Annotated in this window: 14 protein-coding genes; 5 read left to right on the top strand and 9 right to left on the bottom strand. The window is 60.1% G+C overall.

The genetic code is table 11. The features are described 5' to 3' along the window. Positions 1-244: 244 nt before the first annotated feature. A complete protein-coding gene (gene mltF / locus KW062_RS05535; RefSeq protein ID WP_105755127.1) occupies positions 245-1705 on the top strand; it encodes a membrane-bound lytic murein transglycosylase MltF in 1461 nt (486 codons plus the stop codon). A gap of 115 nt (positions 1706-1820) precedes the next feature. Here the strand turns inward: mltF and pdxJ are convergent, their stop codons facing one another. From pdxJ to lptF, 8 genes are all read right to left on the bottom strand, one after another. Further along, positions 1821-2567 carry a pyridoxine 5'-phosphate synthase gene (pdxJ, locus tag KW062_RS05530; protein ID WP_027618659.1) on the bottom strand — a complete coding sequence of 249 codons (747 nt, stop codon included), beginning with the start codon at positions 2565-2567 and terminating at the stop codon, positions 1821-1823. Between the two features lie 50 nt (positions 2568-2617). After that, the gene (gene recO, locus KW062_RS05525) at positions 2618-3307 is read right to left on the bottom strand and encodes a DNA repair protein RecO (protein WP_105755126.1); all 690 of its coding nucleotides are present in this window, start codon (positions 3305-3307) and stop codon (positions 2618-2620) included. Between the two features lie 155 nt (positions 3308-3462). Continuing rightward, a complete protein-coding gene (gene era, locus KW062_RS05520) occupies positions 3463-4365 on the bottom strand; it encodes a GTPase Era (protein WP_027618657.1) in 903 nt (300 codons plus the stop codon). Continuing rightward, on the bottom strand, positions 4358-5047 hold the full coding sequence (rnc, locus tag KW062_RS05515; protein WP_027618656.1) for a ribonuclease III: 690 nt from the start codon (positions 5045-5047) through the stop codon (positions 4358-4360). The genes era and rnc overlap by 8 nt, the downstream gene beginning before the upstream one ends. A 178-nt stretch (positions 5048-5225) precedes the next feature. Then, positions 5226-6080 (bottom strand): signal peptidase I, encoded by an 855-nt coding sequence (lepB, locus tag KW062_RS05510; RefSeq protein WP_027618655.1) that lies wholly within the window; start codon positions 6078-6080, stop codon positions 5226-5228. Positions 6081-6085: 5 nt separating this feature from the next. Beyond that, on the bottom strand, positions 6086-7885 hold the full coding sequence (gene lepA / locus KW062_RS05505; protein ID WP_027618654.1) for a translation elongation factor 4: 1800 nt from the start codon (positions 7883-7885) through the stop codon (positions 6086-6088). Positions 7886-8056: 171 nt separating this feature from the next. Beyond that, positions 8057-9118 (bottom strand): LPS export ABC transporter permease LptG, encoded by a 1062-nt coding sequence (gene lptG, locus KW062_RS05500; RefSeq protein ID WP_027618653.1) that lies wholly within the window; start codon positions 9116-9118, stop codon positions 8057-8059. Next, entirely contained in the window at positions 9111-10226 is a 1116-nt protein-coding gene (gene lptF, locus KW062_RS05495; protein ID WP_027618652.1) for an LPS export ABC transporter permease LptF, read from the bottom strand. Before lptF ends, lptG begins: the two co-directional genes overlap by 8 nt. A 288-nt stretch (positions 10227-10514) precedes the next feature. Here lptF and KW062_RS05490 point away from each other — a divergent pair, with 288 nt between their 5' ends. The 3 genes from KW062_RS05490 to KW062_RS05480 are packed head-to-tail and all read left to right on the top strand — an operon-like array spanning position 10515 to position 12925. Next, positions 10515-12005, top strand: coding sequence for a leucyl aminopeptidase (locus KW062_RS05490; protein ID WP_027618651.1), 1491 nt, complete (start codon positions 10515-10517; stop codon positions 12003-12005). 58 nt (positions 12006-12063) lie between these two features. After that, on the top strand, positions 12064-12492 hold the full coding sequence (locus KW062_RS05485; protein WP_105755125.1) for a DNA polymerase III subunit chi: 429 nt from the start codon (positions 12064-12066) through the stop codon (positions 12490-12492). 7 nt (positions 12493-12499) lie between these two features. Beyond that, positions 12500-12925: a hypothetical protein gene (locus tag KW062_RS05480; RefSeq protein WP_027618649.1), complete on the top strand. Its 426-nt coding sequence runs from the start codon at positions 12500-12502 to the stop codon at positions 12923-12925. Positions 12926-12979: 54 nt separating this feature from the next. Here KW062_RS05480 and KW062_RS05475 read toward each other — a convergent pair whose 3' ends face one another. Continuing rightward, complete coding sequence (locus KW062_RS05475) at positions 12980-13417, bottom strand: DUF3757 domain-containing protein (protein ID WP_105755124.1); 438 nt, start codon at positions 13415-13417, stop codon at positions 12980-12982. A gap of 366 nt (positions 13418-13783) precedes the next feature. Between KW062_RS05475 and KW062_RS05470 the strand changes: the two genes are divergently transcribed. Then, positions 13784-16630 carry a valine--tRNA ligase gene (locus tag KW062_RS05470; protein ID WP_027618647.1) on the top strand — a complete coding sequence of 949 codons (2847 nt, stop codon included), beginning with the start codon at positions 13784-13786 and terminating at the stop codon, positions 16628-16630. The last annotated feature ends 146 nt before the right edge of the window (positions 16631-16776 follow it).

Raw genomic sequence — 16776 nt, 5'->3', positions numbered from 1 at the left:
ATTCTAGCCTAAACCGCCCGCGACAGCACCCGAAACGCTACGCCCGGTATTGCCCGAACGTCGGCCAGGGGCTCATGAGCTATAACCAATGCTCATTAAGGCCGTCGGCCGGGAATGATTTGGTACTGAAAATCACTGGCAGACAGCCGTTTTTACGGGCTTTGCGCCGCTTTTTCGCGCTCTAGCAGACAAGCCCCTTGCTGTCGAGATATGGCGGCCGTGGTCCTTTGCGTATACTGCGCAGATGTTTTCCCCAATGGCTTTGCGTCCGCGATTCGCCAAATGGCTCATCGCAACCGGACTCTTCCTGATGCTCAGCGGCTGTGTTGATAAACCCAACACCCTGGAGCGCGTAAAGGAGGATGGCGTGCTGCGCGTGATCACGCGTAACAGCCCGGCCACCTACTTCCAGGACCGCAACGGTGAAACCGGCTTCGAATACGAGCTGGTGAAGCGCTTTGCCGACGATCTGGGGGTGGAGCTGAAGATCGAGACCGCAGACAACCTCGACGACCTCTTTGAACAGGTGGGCAAGCCCAACGGTCCCGTGATCGCTGCTGCCGGCCTGGTCAGCAGCGAGCAACGCAAGGCGCAAGTGCGGTTTTCCCACTCCTATCTGGAAGTTACCCCGCAGATCATCTACCGCAACGGCCAGTCGCGCCCCACCAATGCAGCCGACCTGGCAGGCAAGAAGATCATGGTGCTCAAGGGCAGCACCCATGCCGAACAATTGGCGGCATTGAAGGCAAAAAATCCCAGGATCGAATACGAAGAGTCTGACGCTGTGGAAGTGGTCGATCTGCTGCGCATGGTGGATGAAGGTCAGATCGACCTGACCCTGGTCGACTCCAACGAAGTCGCGATGAACCAGGTGTACTTCCCCAACGTCCGGGTGGCTTTCGACCTTGGCGATGCCAGTAACCAGAGCTGGGCCGTGGCCGCCGGCGATGACAACAGCCTGCTCAACGAGATCAACGAGTTTCTCGACAAGGTCGAGAAAAACGGCACCCTGCAACGTCTGAAGGACCGCTACTACGGGCATGTCGACGTGCTCGGCTACGTCGGCGCCTATACCTTTGCCCAGCACTTGCAGCAGCGCCTGCCCAAGTACGAACAGCACTTCAAGACCTACGCCAAGAAAGAGAAAGTCGATTGGCGGCTATTGGCCGCGATTGGCTATCAAGAATCCCTGTGGCAACCGGCCGTCACTTCCAAAACCGGCGTGCGCGGCCTGATGATGCTGACCCAGAACACCGCGCAGGCGATGGGCGTGTCCAACCGCCTGGATGCCCGACAGAGCATCATGGGCGGCGCCAAGTACCTGGCCTACATGAAGGATCAGCTCGACGACTCGATCAAGGAGCCTGATCGCACCTGGTTTGCCCTGGCGGCCTACAACGTCGGCAGCGGCCACCTGGATGACGCGCGCAAGCTGGCCGCCAAGGAGGGGCTGAATCCAGACAAATGGCTTGATGTGAAGAAGATCTTGCCGCGCCTGTCGCAGAAACAGTGGTACAGCAAGACCCGTTATGGCTACGCCCGTGGCGGCGAGCCGGTGCATTTCGTGGCCAACATCCGCCGCTACTACGACATCCTGACCTGGGTCACGCAGCCGCAACTGGAAGGCGACCAGGTCGCCGAAGGCAACCTGCATGTGCCGGGGATCGACAAGACCAAGCCGCCGGAAGAGCCGGCGCCGCTGTGACGGCCAGCGCATGACACTGTAGGAGCGAGCCTGCTCGCGATGCGATATGTCAGACACATCAACGGTGAATGTCAGACCGCATCGCGAGCAGGCTCGCTCCTACAGAGGTTGATTTTCAGGCCTTGGCCGCAGCCGCCACAATCAGCGCCTTCATCTCGGCCACCGCCGACTTGAAGCCGACAAACAGCGCATGGGCCACCAGCGCGTGGCCGATGTTCAACTCATTGATGCCCTTGATCGCCGCTACCGCTTCGACGTTGTGGTAGTGCAAGCCGTGACCGGCATTGACGATCAGGCCCTGGGCCAGGCCACAGGCCACGCCATCGGCCACGCGCTGCAGCTCTTCGGCGACTTCGCTGGGTGTCTGGGCATCAGCGTAGCGCCCGGTGTGCAGCTCGATCGCCGGGGCGCCGACCCGCTTCGAGGCTTCGATCTGGCGCTCGTCGGCATCGATGAACAGCGACACTTCGCAGCCGATCTTCGCCAGACGCTCCACCGCCGCCTTGATCCGCGCCTCCTGCCCCGCGACATCCAGGCCGCCTTCGGTGGTCAGTTCCTGGCGGGTTTCCGGCACCAGGCAGATGTGCGCCGGGCGAATGTGCTCGGCGAACGCCATCATTTCCTCGGTGACGCCCATTTCGAAGTTCATCCGGGTTTGCAGCACATCCTTGAGCAGCAACACGTCGCGCTCCTGGATGTGCCGGCGGTCCTCGCGCAAATGCACGGTGATGCCATCGGCCCCCGCCTCTTCCGCGTCCAGCGCTGCCTTGACCGGGTCAGGGTAACGAGTGCCCCGGGCCTGACGCAGGGTGGCAACGTGGTCGATATTCACGCCAAGAAGAATGCGAGTGCTGGTGGTCACGGAAAACGCTCCAGAGGAAGAGAAAGTTCGGTGCACAGCATACGGGGTGATCAGGGCTTGCGAAACAGCTCGCGACTGACAAGCGGACGACCACCCAGATGAACCGCCAGCGCCTGGCGCATCAGGCGCTTGGCCGCAGACAGCGCGCCGGGCACGCCCCAATCGGCTTCAGCCATGGCCAACAGCTCGGCGCCGCTGAACAATCCCGGCTGCACCAGGTAGACCCGCTCCAGCCCGGCATCGACCTGCAAGCGGTACATGCCCGTCGCCTCGATTGGTTGCTGGTGGATATCGCTGGTCAACGCAAAGCCATAGCCGAGGTCATCCAGCAGGCGCCATTCGAACGAGCGCAGCAAGGGTTCCAGCGCACGGCCTTCGGCCAGGGCCAGCAAGGTCGCGGCATAGTGCTCGAATACCGCGGGATGGGGATCTTCGGCGGGCAGCAGGCGAATCAGCAGCTCATTGAGGTACAAGCCGCTGAACAGCGCCTCGCCATTGAGCCAGGTGGGAATACCTGCTCCGTCCATGCGCCCGACATTCTTTAGCTCGCCACGCCCGCGAAACTCGACTTCCAGCGGCACGAACGGCCGCGCCAGCGTCCCGGCCTTGCCCCGCGCACTGCGCAACACCGCCCGCAAGCGACCCTGTGGGGTGATGAAATCGACCAGCGCGCTGTTTTCGCGGTAGGCGCGGGAGTGGAGGACGTAGGCGGGTTGGCTGGGCGGTGGATTCGAGGACATGCGTGTCTCGCTGACGGGGTGCCACCACTTTTGAGATCGACACAACCCAATGCAGGAGCGGGCTTGCCCGCGAAGGGGATGCAGCATTCAAAAAAGATGTTGAATGTCACTCCGCCTTCGCGGGCAAGCCCGCTTCTACAAGGGTCTGGTGTAGCTTACAAGTCGCCGTAACCCAGCGAACGCAAGGCGCGCTCGTCGTCGGACCAGCCGCCCTTCACCTTGACCCACAGGTTGAGCATGATCTTGGAGTCGAACAGCAGCTCCATGTCCTTGCGCGCTTCGGTGCCGATGCGTTTGATCCGCTCGCCCTTGTCGCCAATGATGATCTTCTTCTGACCGTCACGCTCGACCAGGATCAGCGCGTGGATGTGCAGGGTCTTGCCCTGCTGCTTGAACTCTTCGATTTCCACGGTGATCTGGTACGGCAGCTCGGCGCCCATCTGGCGCATGATTTTCTCACGCACCAGTTCGGCGGCGAGGAAGCGGCTGCTGCGGTCGGTGATCTGGTCTTCCGGGAAGAAGTGATCGTTTTCCGGCAGGTGCTCGGCGATCACACGCTCCAGCGCGTCGAGGTTGTGACCGTGCTGAGCCGAAATCGGGATGACCTGGGCGTTCGGCAACTGCTCCTGCAACCAGCTCAGGTGCGGCATCAGCTCGGCTTTGTCTTCGATGCGGTCAGTCTTGTTCAGCGCCACGATCAACGGGCCGGTGACGTATTGCACGCGCTCAAGCACCATCTGGTCTTCTTCGGTCCACTTGGTCCGGTCAACCACGAAGATCACCACGTCGACGTCTTTCAACGCCGCCGAAGCGGTCTTGTTCATATAGCGGTTCAGGGCCTTCTCGCCGCCTTTGTGCATGCCGGGGGTGTCGACGTAGATAGCTTGCACGTCGCCTTCGGTCTTGATCCCGAGCATGTTGTGGCGGGTGGTCTGCGGCTTGCGCGAAGTGATCGCCAGCTTCTGGCCCAGGATGTGGTTCAGCAGGGTCGACTTGCCCACGTTCGGGCGGCCAACGATGGCGACATAGCCACAGCGAGTTACGTTTGTATCAGTCATGGCCATTCTCCACGCCCAGGGCGATCAGTGCTGCAGCGGCCGCTACCTGTTCGGCAATACGACGGCTGACGCCCTGGCCACGGCTTTTTTCGTTCAGTAAGGTGATTTCACATTCGACGAAGAACGTCCGGCAATGCGGCTCACCCTGGATATCCACCACTTCGTAACGCGGCAGCTCACAGGCACGCGACTGCAGGAATTCCTGCAGGCGGGTCTTCGGATCCTTGTTGGTGTCGACCAGGGTCAGGCTCTCGAACTCAGACGCCAGCCAGGCCAGTACCCGCTCACGCGCCATGTCCATGCCAGCGTCGAGGTAGATCGCACCAATCAGCGCCTCGAGGGCATCGGCCAGGATCGACTCACGACGGAAGCCACCACTTTTCAGCTCGCCGGAGCCCAGGCGCAAATGCTCGCCCAGGTCAAAACCACGCGCCAGTACCGCCAGTGTCTCGCCTTTCACCAGACGCGCGCGCAAACGCGACAACTGGCCTTCGCGGGCCAGCGGGAAGCGGTCGAACAGGGCTTCACCGGCGACAAAGTTAAGGATGGCGTCACCGAGGAATTCCAGGCGTTCGTTGTTGCGCCCGGCAAAGCTGCGATGAGTGAGGGCCAGGACCATCAGTTCCTGGTCCTTGAAGGTGTAGCCGAGCTGACGCTCAAGACGACTTAAAGAGACGCTCACGGTTTACCCACGCTGAGTTCGTGGCCGACTTCCCTCACAGCATCGCTGCGAAGGCCTGGGACAAATAACGCTGTGTTCAAAAATTACTTCCTGAATATCGTGGCTTCAATGCTTTTCAACAACCGTCTGCGGGTTCCAGAAAAACACTCGGCGCTGTATTCAACAGCGCCGTGTGGGATTACTTGATCAGGCCAACCCGCGAGAAATTCGGCAGGTGGCTGAGTTTTGGTTCAGGCCAGCTCATCCAGACCGCGAAGGCCTTGCCGACGATGTTCTGGTCGGGAACCATGCCCAGCAGGTTCTTGGGAATGTTCGGGTCATCCCAGTAGCGACTGTCGTTCGAGTTATCGCGGTTGTCGCCCATCATGAAGTAGTGCCCGGCAGGCACTGTCCACTGACGGTCAGGAGTGGCGCGATAGCGCGTCATTTCCTTGCGGATCATGTGCTCGGCCGCACCGAGTTTTTCCTTGTACAGCTCGGCGCTGCCCAGGGTTCCCGGCTCGGAGCCGACCAGTTGTTCGGCAATCGACTCGCCATTGACGAACAGTTTCTTGTCAGCGGTGTAGCGAATCTGGTCGCCCGGCAGGCCGACCACACGCTTGATGTAGTTGACGTTCGGGTCGCTCGGGTAACGGAACACCATCACATCACCGCGCTGCGGATCACCCACCTCGATGATTTTCTTGTCGAGCACCGGCAAGCGGATCCCGTAAGAGAACTTGTTCACCAGGATGAAGTCGCCGACATCCAGGGTCGGCTTCATCGAACCCGACGGAATCTGGAACGGCTCCACCAGAAACGAACGCAACACCAGCACGATGAACAGCACCGGAAAGAACGATTTGCCGTATTCAACCAGCATCGGCTCCTTGTTCAGCTTCTCGACCACAACCTGGTCCGGTTGGCTGACCGTGCCCTGATAGGAGGCAATGGCGGCACGCCGACGCGGCGCCAGAAACACCAGGTCGAGCAAGGCCAACAAACCGCAGACGAAGACAGCGATGACCAGCAACAGCGGGAAATTTAGTGACATAGGACCTAACTATCCAACCTGAGCACTGCAAGGAAGGCTTCCTGTGGAATTTCCACGTTGCCGACCTGCTTCATGCGTTTTTTACCGGCCTTTTGCTTCTCCAGCAGTTTCTTCTTACGGCTGACGTCACCACCGTAGCATTTGGCCAATACGTTCTTTCTGAGTGCCTTGACAGTTGTCCGCGCCACAATCTGACCGCCAATGGCGGCCTGGATGGCCACGTCGAACATCTGCCGAGGAATCAGGTCTTTCATCTTCTCGGTCAACTGGCGACCTTTGTAGTGCGAGTTGTCGCGGTGCACGATCAGCGCCAGGGCGTCGACCTTGTCGCCGTTGATCAGCACATCCAGCTTGACCAGATTAGCTGATTGGTAGCGATCGAAATGGTAGTCCAGCGAAGCATAGCCGCGGCTGGTGGATTTCAGGCGATCGAAGAAGTCCAATACCACTTCGTTCATTGGCAGGTCATAGGTAACCTGAACCTGAGTGCCGAGGAACAGCATGTCGACCTGCACGCCGCGTTTTTCGATGCACAGGGTAATGACGTTACCCAGGTGCTCCTGCGGCACAAGGATGTTGGCGCGCACAATCGGCTCGCGCATGTCCTCGATGGTCGACAGGTCCGGCAGCTTCGACGGGTTATCGACGTAGATGGTTTCGCCAGTCTTGAGCAGCAGCTCGAAGATTACCGTCGGCGCCGTGGTGATCAGGTCCAGGTTGTATTCGCGCTCCAGGCGCTCCTGGATGATTTCCATGTGCAGCATGCCGAGGAACCCACAACGGAAGCCGAAGCCCAGGGCGTCGGAGCTTTCCGGGGTGTACTGCAGCGACGAGTCGTTCAGGGTGAGTTTTTGCAGCGCCTCACGGAAGTCTTCGAAGTCGTCGGAGCTGACCGGGAACAGACCGGCATAGACCTGCGGCTGAATACGCTTGAAGCCTGGCAGCACGTCGACGTCAGGGGTCGAGCTCAAGGTCAGGGTATCGCCGACTGGCGCGCCGTGAATGTCCTTGATGCTGGCGATGATGAAGCCCACTTCGCCGGCTTTCAGATCAGCGGTCGGGGTGTGTTTCGGATTGAATACACCGACGCTGTCCACCAGATGGATCTTGCCGGTGGATTTGACCAGAATCTTGTCGCCCTTCTTCACCCGGCCATGACGCACGCGTACCAGAGACACAACGCCCAGGTAGTTGTCGAACCAGGAGTCGATGATCAACGCCTGCAGCGGATCTTCGATATTGCCGGTCGGCGCGGGAATGGTAGTCACCAAGCGCTCGAGCACCTCATCGACACCCAGGCCGGTCTTGGCGCTGCAAGTGACGGCGTCGGTGGCATCGATGCCGATGATTTTCTCGATTTCTTCCTTCACCCGCTCAGGATCAGCCTGTGGCAGGTCGATCTTGTTCAGGACAGGCATCACTTCCAGACCCTGCTCGATCGCCGTGTAGCAGTTGGCAACCGATTGCGCCTCGACACCCTGACCGGCGTCGACCACCAGCAGCGCACCTTCACAGGCCGCCAGCGAACGGCTGACCTCATAAGTGAAGTCAACGTGGCCCGGGGTATCGATGAAGTTCAGTTGGTAGTTGATACCATCTTTGGCTTTGTAATACAGGGTGACGCTGTGCGCCTTGATGGTGATGCCGCGCTCGCGTTCAAGGTCCATGGAGTCCAGTACCTGGGCTTCCATTTCACGCTCGGCCAGGCCGCCGCACATCTGGATGAAGCGATCGGCCAGCGTCGACTTGCCATGGTCAATGTGGGCGATGATGGAGAAATTGCGGATATGACTCAAATCACTCACGGATCAACACTCAAAAAGGCTGCAGGCATGGCCCGCCGAAAAATAGCCGGGAATTGTACCTGAATCACTGGGCAAGCGTCACGTTTGCAGCATGAAGCCCGGATGCAAAAACGCCCCGCTCTGGTGAACGGGGCGTTTTTGAGTGTCCGGCGCGACGCTGTATACCGCTCGTCAGCCGGCTCGGCGCATCAGGAACAGGCCCGCCAAGGCGCAGACCGCGGCCGGAACCAGCACTGCGAACAACGGCGAGAAGCCGAACACCAGGCTCGAAGGACCCAGCAAATCCGAGACGATACGGAAGGTGAAACCCACCAGCACCCCGGTGAACACTCGCTGACCGAGGGTCACCGAACGCAAAGGACCGAAGATGAAGGAGATGGCCATCAATACCAGCGCAGCGGTGACCAGTGGCTGCAACACTTTGACCCAAAATGCCAGCCAGTAGCGCCCGTTGTTCAGGCCCTGGTCAGCCAGGTAGTGGATATAGCCCCACAGACCACTGATCGACAGCGACTCGGGCGCCATCACCACCGTGCTCAGCAATTGCGGACTCAACGCCACATCCCAGCGCTCGATCGGAGTGCTTACTACTTCAGTGCTCTTGTCGTGGAACAGGGTGGTGGTGACGTCGCTCAGTTGCCAGTGATCGGTATCAAACTCAGCACGCTTGGCAAAACTCGACGACACCAGGTGCCGCTCATTATCGAAGCGATAACGAGTTACGCCATATAGACGGCCGTTGGGCTGCACCGAGTTGACGTGAATAAACTCCTCGCCCTGACGGTGCCACAGGCCGTGCTTGGCGCTTTGCGAATCGCCACTGCCTTGGGCCAGCGAACGATTGGCCTGAGCGATGGTTTCCGTGGCCGGCGCCACATATTCGCCAATCAGCACGCCGGCGACCATCAGCAACAGCATCGGCTTCATGACCGCCCAGACGATACGGCCAATCGACACGCCCGCAGCGCGCATGATGGTCAATTCGCTGTTGCTGGCCAGGCTGCCGAGGCCGATCAGGCAGCCAATCAGCGCGGCCATCGGCAACATGTCATACAGCCGGCGTGGCGCGGTCAGCAGCACATAGCTCAGGACATCCATCACGGTATAGGTGTCGCTGGCATCGCCCATTTCATCGATGAAGGCGAAGAGTGTCGCCAACCCGAGGATGATCCCCAGCACGGCCAGAATGGCCATGAATACACTGCTGCCAATGTAGCGATCGAGCTTAACCACGGGTCACCTCCAACGCACGGCGACTCGCCCGCTTCAATTGCAAGGGTTCCCAATAAAGCAATCCGAGGCCGATGACCAGGAATATCCCGTGCACCCACCACAAGCCCAGCGACGCCGGCAGCTTGCCTTTCTCCAGGGCGCCGCGAGCGGCAATCAGGATGGTCAGGTAGGCCATGTACAGCAGGATTGCCGGCAACAGCTTGAGGAATCGGCCCTGGCGCGGATTGACTCGCGCCAGCGGCACCGCCATCAGGGTCACGATAAACACCAGCAGCGGCAGGGACATGCGCCATTGCAACTCGGCGCGCGAACGCACGTCGTCGCTGCCCAGCAGGTTGGCAGTGCTGATCGCATCGCGGTCGGTCACTTCGTCACTGACATCCGGCTTGGGCAGCAGCACGCCATAGGTGTCGTACTTGATGACCCGGTAGTCGGCCTGCCCCGGGTTGCCGTCGTAGCGGTAGCCGTTGTCGAGGATCAGGTAGCGGTTGCCGTCGGGCTTGATTTCCTGACGACCTTTTTCAGCCACTAACACCGAAATCCCGCGATCCTTGGTTTCCGAGCCTTGATTCTTCTGCGAAATGAACACGCCGGCGAGGTTGATGCGGTCGTCCGTCAGCGTTTCGGTATAGGTCACCCGCGTACCGTCGCGCAGAGACTGGAAACGCCCTGGCTCCAGGGTATCGAACTCAGTCAGGGCATCCTGCTTGTTCAGCAGCAACTGGAACTGATTGGCCCCTTGCGGTGCCAGGCCCAGGCTCAGCCAGGCAACCAGCAAGGCCACCAGGGTCGCTGGAAACAATGTGTAAACAAACAGCCGCTGCTGGCTCATACCGGTCGCGGACAACACGGTCATTTCGCTTTCCAGGTACAGCCGGCCATACGCCAGCAGAATCCCCAGGAACAGCCCCAGGGGCAGGATCAGTTGCAGGAACCCCGGCAGGCGGAAGCCCATGATCAGGAACAGCGAGCCCGGGTCCAGCAGGCCGGCCGCAGCCTGGGCCAGGTATTTGATAAAGCGCCCACTCATGATGATGACCAATAGCACGGCGCTGACGGCGCTCAGGGTCACCAGGACTTCTCGGGACAGATAACGGAAGACAATCAAACCAGACACTCCAGGGTTGTCAGGCTAAGGCGGCCAAACAAGCAAACAGCGGCTCTCAGGAATGAGCCGCCGAAAAAGTTGCGGCATTATCCTGTGATTGACCGCGCCTGTCACTGCGCACGCTCAAGCCGGCGCGCAAAGCCTCAAAGATCAGCGGCGCAAGGGTTGTCAGGCGCCGCTGGCGAGGTTCACACTGCGGCCTTTGTCGCTGGCTGTAGCAGCGCCTTTTCAATATAGAAGCAAACGTGCGTGCCGTTGCACTTTGACCATTTATTCAGGGACCCGGACATGGAACTGGTTGTAAAAAGCGTTAGCCCAGAAACGTTGAAGACCGCCACCCTGGTGGTTGCCGTCGGCGAAGGCCGCAAACTCGGCAACGTCGCTCAGCAGATCGACGAACTCTCCGGTGGCGCCATCAGCGCCATCCTCAAGCGCGGCGACCTCGCCGGCAAAGTCGGCCAAAGCCTGCTCCTGCACAACCTGCCCAACATCAAGGCCGAGCGCGTGCTGCTGGTGGGCGTGGGCAAGGACGCCGAACTGGGCGACCGTCCGTTCCGCAAAATCGTCGCTGGCGTACTGAACACCCTCAAGGGCCTGGGTGGCGGCGATGCCGCACTGGCGCTGGACGAAGTCGTGGTCAAGGGTCGCGACAGCTATGGCAAGACCCGCCTGCTGGCGGAAACCCTGGTGGACGGCGAATACACCTTCGATCAGTTCAAGAGCCAGAAAGCCGAACCTCGCGCACTGAAGAAAATCACCCTGCTGACCATCAAGGCAGCCCAGGCTGAAGTGCAGCGCGCAGTGACCCACGCCACTGCCATTGCCAACGGCATGTCGTTCACCCGCGACCTCGGCAACTTGCCGCCGAACATCTGCCACCCGACCTTCCTCGGCGAGCAGGCAAAGAACCTCGGCAAAGAGTTCAAGGGCCTGAAAGTCGAAGTGCTTGACGAGAAGAAGATCAAGGAACTGGGCATGGGCTCGTTCTACGCCGTTGGCCAGGGCAGCGCCCAGCCGCCGCGCCTGATCGTCATGCAATACAACGGTGGCAAGAAATCCGAGAAACCGTACGCCCTGGTTGGCAAAGGCATCACTTTCGATACCGGCGGCATCAGCCTCAAGCCTGGCGCCGGCATGGATGAAATGAAGTACGACATGGGCGGCGCCGCCAGCGTGTTCGGCACCTTGCGTGCCGTGCTCGAACTGAAACTGCCGATCAACCTGGTGTGCATTCTGGCATGCGCCGAAAACATGCCAAGCGGCAACGCTGCACGTCCTGGCGACATTGTCACCACCATGAGCGGCCAGACCGTTGAAATCCTCAACACCGACGCCGAAGGCCGCCTGGTGCTGTGCGATGCCCTGACCTACGCCGAGCGCTTCAAGCCACAGGCCGTGATCGACATCGCCACACTGACCGGCGCCTGCATCGTCGCCCTTGGCTCGCACACCTCGGGCCTGCTGGGCAACAACGACGAACTGATCGAACAACTGCTCAGCGCCGGCAAGGCCGCCGACGACCGCGCCTGGCAACTGCCGCTGTTCGATGAGTACCAGGAACAACTGGACAGCCCGTTCGCCGACATCGCCAACATTGGCGGGCCGAAGGCAGGCACCATCACCGCCGCCTGCTTCCTGTCGCGCTTCACCAAGAACCTGAACTGGGCGCACCTGGATATCGCCGGCACCGCCTGGATCAGCGGCGGCAAGGACAAGGGCGCCACCGGCCGCCCGGTCCCCCTGCTGACCCAATACCTGCTGGATCGCGCCAAGGCCTGAAACCGATGACCGCGAGTGGCGTCCTTTATGGGGCGCCACTTGTGGCTCAGGAACCGCAATGACCAAAGTCGACTTTTATATCCTGCCCAGCGCCGACCCGTCGGCACGCCTGGACTTCGCCTGCAAACTCACGGGAAAAGCCTGGCGCATGGGTCATCGCATCTATTTGCATTGCAGCGATGCCGCGCAACGCGACGACCTCGATGCCCGGCTCTGGGCCTTCAAGGGCGAAACCTTCGTCCCCCACGGTGCCGCCGAACGTGAACCGGACGGCTTGATCGTATTGGGCCTGGGCGAAGATCCAGGCTCTCATCAGGATCTGTTGGTTAACCTCGACCTCAAGGTCCCGACCTTTGCCCAGCGCTTCGCCCGCGTGGCTGAAGTGGTGGTGGAAGATCCGGCAATTCGTCAGGCCGCGCGGGAGAGTTTCCGCTTCTACCGCGAACAGGGCTATCCTCTGCAAGATCACCGGCTACAGCGAATCTGAGTACCCCATGGACACGCCAAACCCGCTGAAAAAATCCGCGCACCTGCTGGACGACCTTGAGTCGATCCGCCAACTGCTCGGCGACGACAACCTGCAACCGCCCCTGCTGACCGATACCGTCGAAACGGTCGATAGTGTCAGCGAAGAAGGCCAGATTCCGATGCTGTTCGATCAGGTCGGCGGCACTGCGCCGGCTGAAGCCATCGAAGAGCCCGCACCACCCGCACCCGCGGTACAAGCACCTCCTCCGCCGGCGGCCAGCACTGCGCAACAGGCTGCTGACGTGATGCTGCACCTGGACGGCGAACTGCGCGCCGCCGCGCAACTGATCATGCAAGACGTGATCGACGACTTCGCTCCGCACATCGAAACCGAAATCAAGCGTCGGCTGGATGCGCGGATGGAACGCTTGTTGAGTCAGTACGAGAATTGATTGCCAACACGAAAAGGAGCGAGATGACTCGCTCCTTGTTTGAATGTTACTGAGTCAGCCTTTAGTTGGACGCTTCAATTCTTTGAAGGCACAACCACCGTCGGTTTTATCCTCACAGTAATATTGGCTGTACCACTGCTCCCAAGCGCCGCCAGACTTGATTTTGATAACAGTACCTTCCTGCTTGAAACGCATATCCAACTTGCCACCATCGCGCAGGCTGTAGCCACAGTGCAGCAACTCGCCGACCACCTCACCTTCGGCCGGCTCGCCATGAGCCTTGAAGATCGCCTCGTCAAAGCCGACGACAGGTCCGCCCGCGCCTTGCGAAGTACCGTGCCACTGGCCCTCACCGCTGACGGTTGGCGCCGTGTAGCTGGCGGTGCCCACCTCCTTGATATCGGCGACTTTCGGGCAGTGCTCGATGACGCCCGCCCAGGCCGTGCTCGACAACAGGAAGGGGATCAACAGCGCTAACTTTTTAATAGCCATAAACACTCCATGTAATACGTGTAACCCAATGTGTGATTTGCAGCTATCACGCGCAGATAACAATGGCGCTCCAGTGCCGGTCGAATATTACCCACACACTTACCTTGCTCAAACCCGCAAACTTGTAGGGAAAGTCCTTACATGTAAACGAAAAGTCATTTAGCAGTTCCACTCCCTCTTCAACGGTTGGCATCCGAGACTGACTTCAGGACGCACCCTCCTTAACGAGGAGCGCCCAGCGACGGTGACAGCAAAAAAACCGCGAGTTTTCTCACCCCTGCCATCAGCTCGCCCTACGCCCCGGGCGTCATCCCCGCTATACTTGCCGGCTTTTCCTGAATAAATGCCAATAGGGTCCCGCCGCGCATGGATAAGACCTACCAGCCGCACGCCATTGAAACTTCCTGGTACAACACCTGGGAGTCCGAGAACTACTTCGCCCCGCAAGGCGCGGGCGATTCCTACACCATCATGATTCCACCGCCGAACGTCACCGGCAGCCTGCACATGGGTCATGGCTTCAACAACGCGATCATGGACGCCCTGATCCGTTTCCGCCGCATGCAGGGTCGCGACACCCTGTGGCAGCCGGGCACCGACCACGCCGGTATCGCCACGCAAATGCTGGTTGAGCGTCAGCTCGAAGCCAAGGGCCAGAATCGCCACGACCTGGGCCGGGAAAAATTCCTCGAAAAAGTCTGGGAATGGAAAGAAGAGTCCGGCGGCAATATCAGCCGTCAGATCCGTCGCCTCGGCTCGTCCGTGGACTGGAGCCGCGAGCGCTTCACCATGGATGACGGCCTCTCGGAAGCGGTCAAGGAAGCGTTCGTGCGCCTGCACGAAGACGGCCTGATCTACCGCGGCAAGCGCCTGGTCAACTGGGACACCAAGCTGCACACGGCGATTTCCGACCTTGAAGTGGAAAACCACGACGAGAAAGGTTTCCTGTGGAACCTGAAATACCCGCTGGCCGATGGCGCGAAAACCGCCGAAGGCAATGATTACCTGATCGTCGCGACCACCCGTCCGGAAACCATGCTCGGCGATTCCGCCGTCGCGGTGAACCCGAACGACGAGCGCTACCAGGCCCTGATCGGCAAGTTTGTCGAGCTGCCACTGGTGGGCCGCCGCATCCCGATCATCGCCGACGATTACTGCGACCCTGAATTCGGCACCGGCTGCGTGAAAATCACCCCGGCACACGATTTCAACGACTACGAAGTCGGCAAGCGCCACAACCTGCCGCTGCTGAACATCTTCGACAAGAACGCTGCAGTCCTTCCGGCCTGCCAGGTGTTCAACCTCGATGGCACACTGAACGACAGCATCGACGGCAAGATCCCGGCCGAATACGTAGGCCTCGATCGTTTCGAAGCGCGCAAGCAGATCGTTGCCGCCTTCGAAGCTGCGGGCCTGCTGGTCAGCGTCGACGACCACGGTCTGAAAGTGCCAAAGGGCGACCGCTCCGGGACCATCATCGAGCCTTGGCTGACCGACCAGTGGTATGTGTCCACCAAGCCGCTGGCCGAGCCGGCGATTGCCGCCGTTGAAGACGGTCGCATCCAGTTCGTGCCGAAACAGTACGAAAACATGTACTTCTCGTGGATGCGTGACATCCAGGATTGGTGCATCAGCCGCCAACTGTGGTGGGGCCACCGGATTCCGGCCTGGTACGACGAGTCGGGCAAGGTCTATGTCGGTCGCGACGAAGCCGAAGTGCGGGCCAAGAACAACCTCGGCGCCGACGTTGCCCTGCAGCAGGACAACGACGTACTCGACACCTGGTTCAGTTCAGGCCTGTGGACCTTCTCGACCCTTGGCTGGCCGCAGCAGACCGAATTCCTCAAGAAGTTCCACTCCACCGACGTCCTGGTGACCGGCTTCGACATCATTTTCTTCTGGGTTGCCCGGATGATCATGCTCACCATGCATTTGGTGAAAAACGAGGACGGCACACCGCAGGTTCCGTTCAAGACCGTGTACGTGCACGGCCTGGTGCGTGATGGCCAAGGCCAGAAGATGTCCAAGTCCAAGGGTAACGTGCTTGACCCGCTGGACATCATCGACGGCATCGAGCTTGAAGCCCTGGTGCAGAAACGCACCTCCGGCCTGATGCAGCCGAAACTGGCGAAAAAGATCGAGAAGCAGACCCGCGACGAGTTCGCCGACGGTATCGCCAGCTACGGCACCGATGCCCTGCGCTTCACCTTCTGCTCGCTGGCCTCCACCGGTCGCGACATCAAGTTCGACATGGGCCGCGTTGAAGGCTATCGCAACTTCTGCAACAAGATCTGGAACGCTGCGCGCTACGTCCTCGACAAGGGCGAAGACTGCGGCCAGAACGGCGAGGCCTACGAACTGTCGCTGGCGGATCGCTGGATCATTTCCCAACTGCAACGCACCGAAGCCGAAGTCACCCGTCAACTCGACCAGTTCCGTTTCGACCTGGCGGCGCAAGCCTTGTACGAGTTCATCTGGAACCAGTACTGCGATTGGTACCTGGAACTGTCCAAGCCGGTATTGTGGGACGAAAACGGCCCGATCGAACGTCAGCGCGGCACCCGCCGCACCCTGGTTCGCGTGCTGGAAGTGGCCCTGCGCCTGGCGCATCCGTTCATGCCGTTCATCACCGAAGAAATCTGGCAGCGCATCGCGCCGCTGGCCGGTGTCGAAGGCAAAACGATCATGCTGCAACCTTGGCCAGTGGCCAACGAAGCACGCATCGACCAGGCCGCCGAAGACGATATCGAATGGCTCAAGGGCCTGATGCTCGGCACGCGTAACATCCGTGGCGAAATGAACATCGGCCCGGGCAAGCCGCTGCCGCTGTTCCTGAAGAACGTCAGTGCCGAAGACCAGCGTCGCCTCAGCGAAAACGAACTGCTGCTGAAGAAGCTGGCGAAGCTCGAATCGATCACTGTCCTCGCCGCTGGTGAAGAAGCACCGCTGTCCGCTACCGCTCTGGTCGGCGAGATGGAAGTACTGGTGCCGATGGCCGGCCTGATCGACAAGGGTGCCGAACTGGCGCGTCTGGACAAGGAAATCCAGCGCCTGCAAGGTGAAGTGCAGCGGGTTGGCGGCAAGCTGTCTAACGCCGGTTTCGTTGACAAGGCCCCGGCCGAAGTCATCGAAAAAGAACGCGCCAAACTGGCCGAAGCCGAACAGGCTCTGGGCAAGTTGGCCGAGCAGCACGCGCGGATTGCCAGTCTGTAATCGGTAAAGCGCAATGAAAAAGGGAGGCCAGTGATGGCCTCCCTTTTTTTGTTCCGTTCCTGACCACTGTGGGAGCAGGCTTGCCCGCGATGCGGACATACATTCAAAACTGATTTGCCTGATAGACGGCTATTGCGGGCACGCCC

Origin of the sequence: Pseudomonas fluorescens (genome assembly GCF_019212185.1) — a bacterium.
Lineage (GTDB): Bacteria > Pseudomonadota > Gammaproteobacteria > Pseudomonadales > Pseudomonadaceae > Aquipseudomonas.
Note: the sequence above shows the minus strand (reverse complement) of the source record. Positions and strands in the feature narration are given on the sequence as shown.

What these genes read in the sequence shown, in the direction of transcription:
- KW062_RS05490 (WP_027618651.1), top strand. Translation starts at nt 10,515, where the DNA reads ATGGAACTGGTTGTAAAAAGCGTTAGCCCAGAAACGTTGAAGACCGCC.
- KW062_RS05470 (WP_027618647.1), top strand. Translation starts at nt 13,784, where the DNA reads ATGGATAAGACCTACCAGCCGCACGCCATTGAAACTTCCTGGTACAAC.
- KW062_RS05485 (WP_105755125.1), top strand. Translation starts at nt 12,064, where the DNA reads ATGACCAAAGTCGACTTTTATATCCTGCCCAGCGCCGACCCGTCGGCA.
- lepB (WP_027618655.1), bottom strand. Translation starts at nt 6,080, where the DNA reads ATGTCACTAAATTTCCCGCTGTTGCTGGTCATCGCTGTCTTCGTCTGC.
- recO (WP_105755126.1), bottom strand. Translation starts at nt 3,307, where the DNA reads ATGTCCTCGAATCCACCGCCCAGCCAACCCGCCTACGTCCTCCACTCC.
- KW062_RS05475 (WP_105755124.1), bottom strand. Translation starts at nt 13,417, where the DNA reads ATGGCTATTAAAAAGTTAGCGCTGTTGATCCCCTTCCTGTTGTCGAGC.
- era (WP_027618657.1), bottom strand. Translation starts at nt 4,365, where the DNA reads ATGACTGATACAAACGTAACTCGCTGTGGCTATGTCGCCATCGTTGGC.
- KW062_RS05480 (WP_027618649.1), top strand. Translation starts at nt 12,500, where the DNA reads ATGGACACGCCAAACCCGCTGAAAAAATCCGCGCACCTGCTGGACGAC.
- mltF (WP_105755127.1), top strand. Translation starts at nt 245, where the DNA reads ATGTTTTCCCCAATGGCTTTGCGTCCGCGATTCGCCAAATGGCTCATC.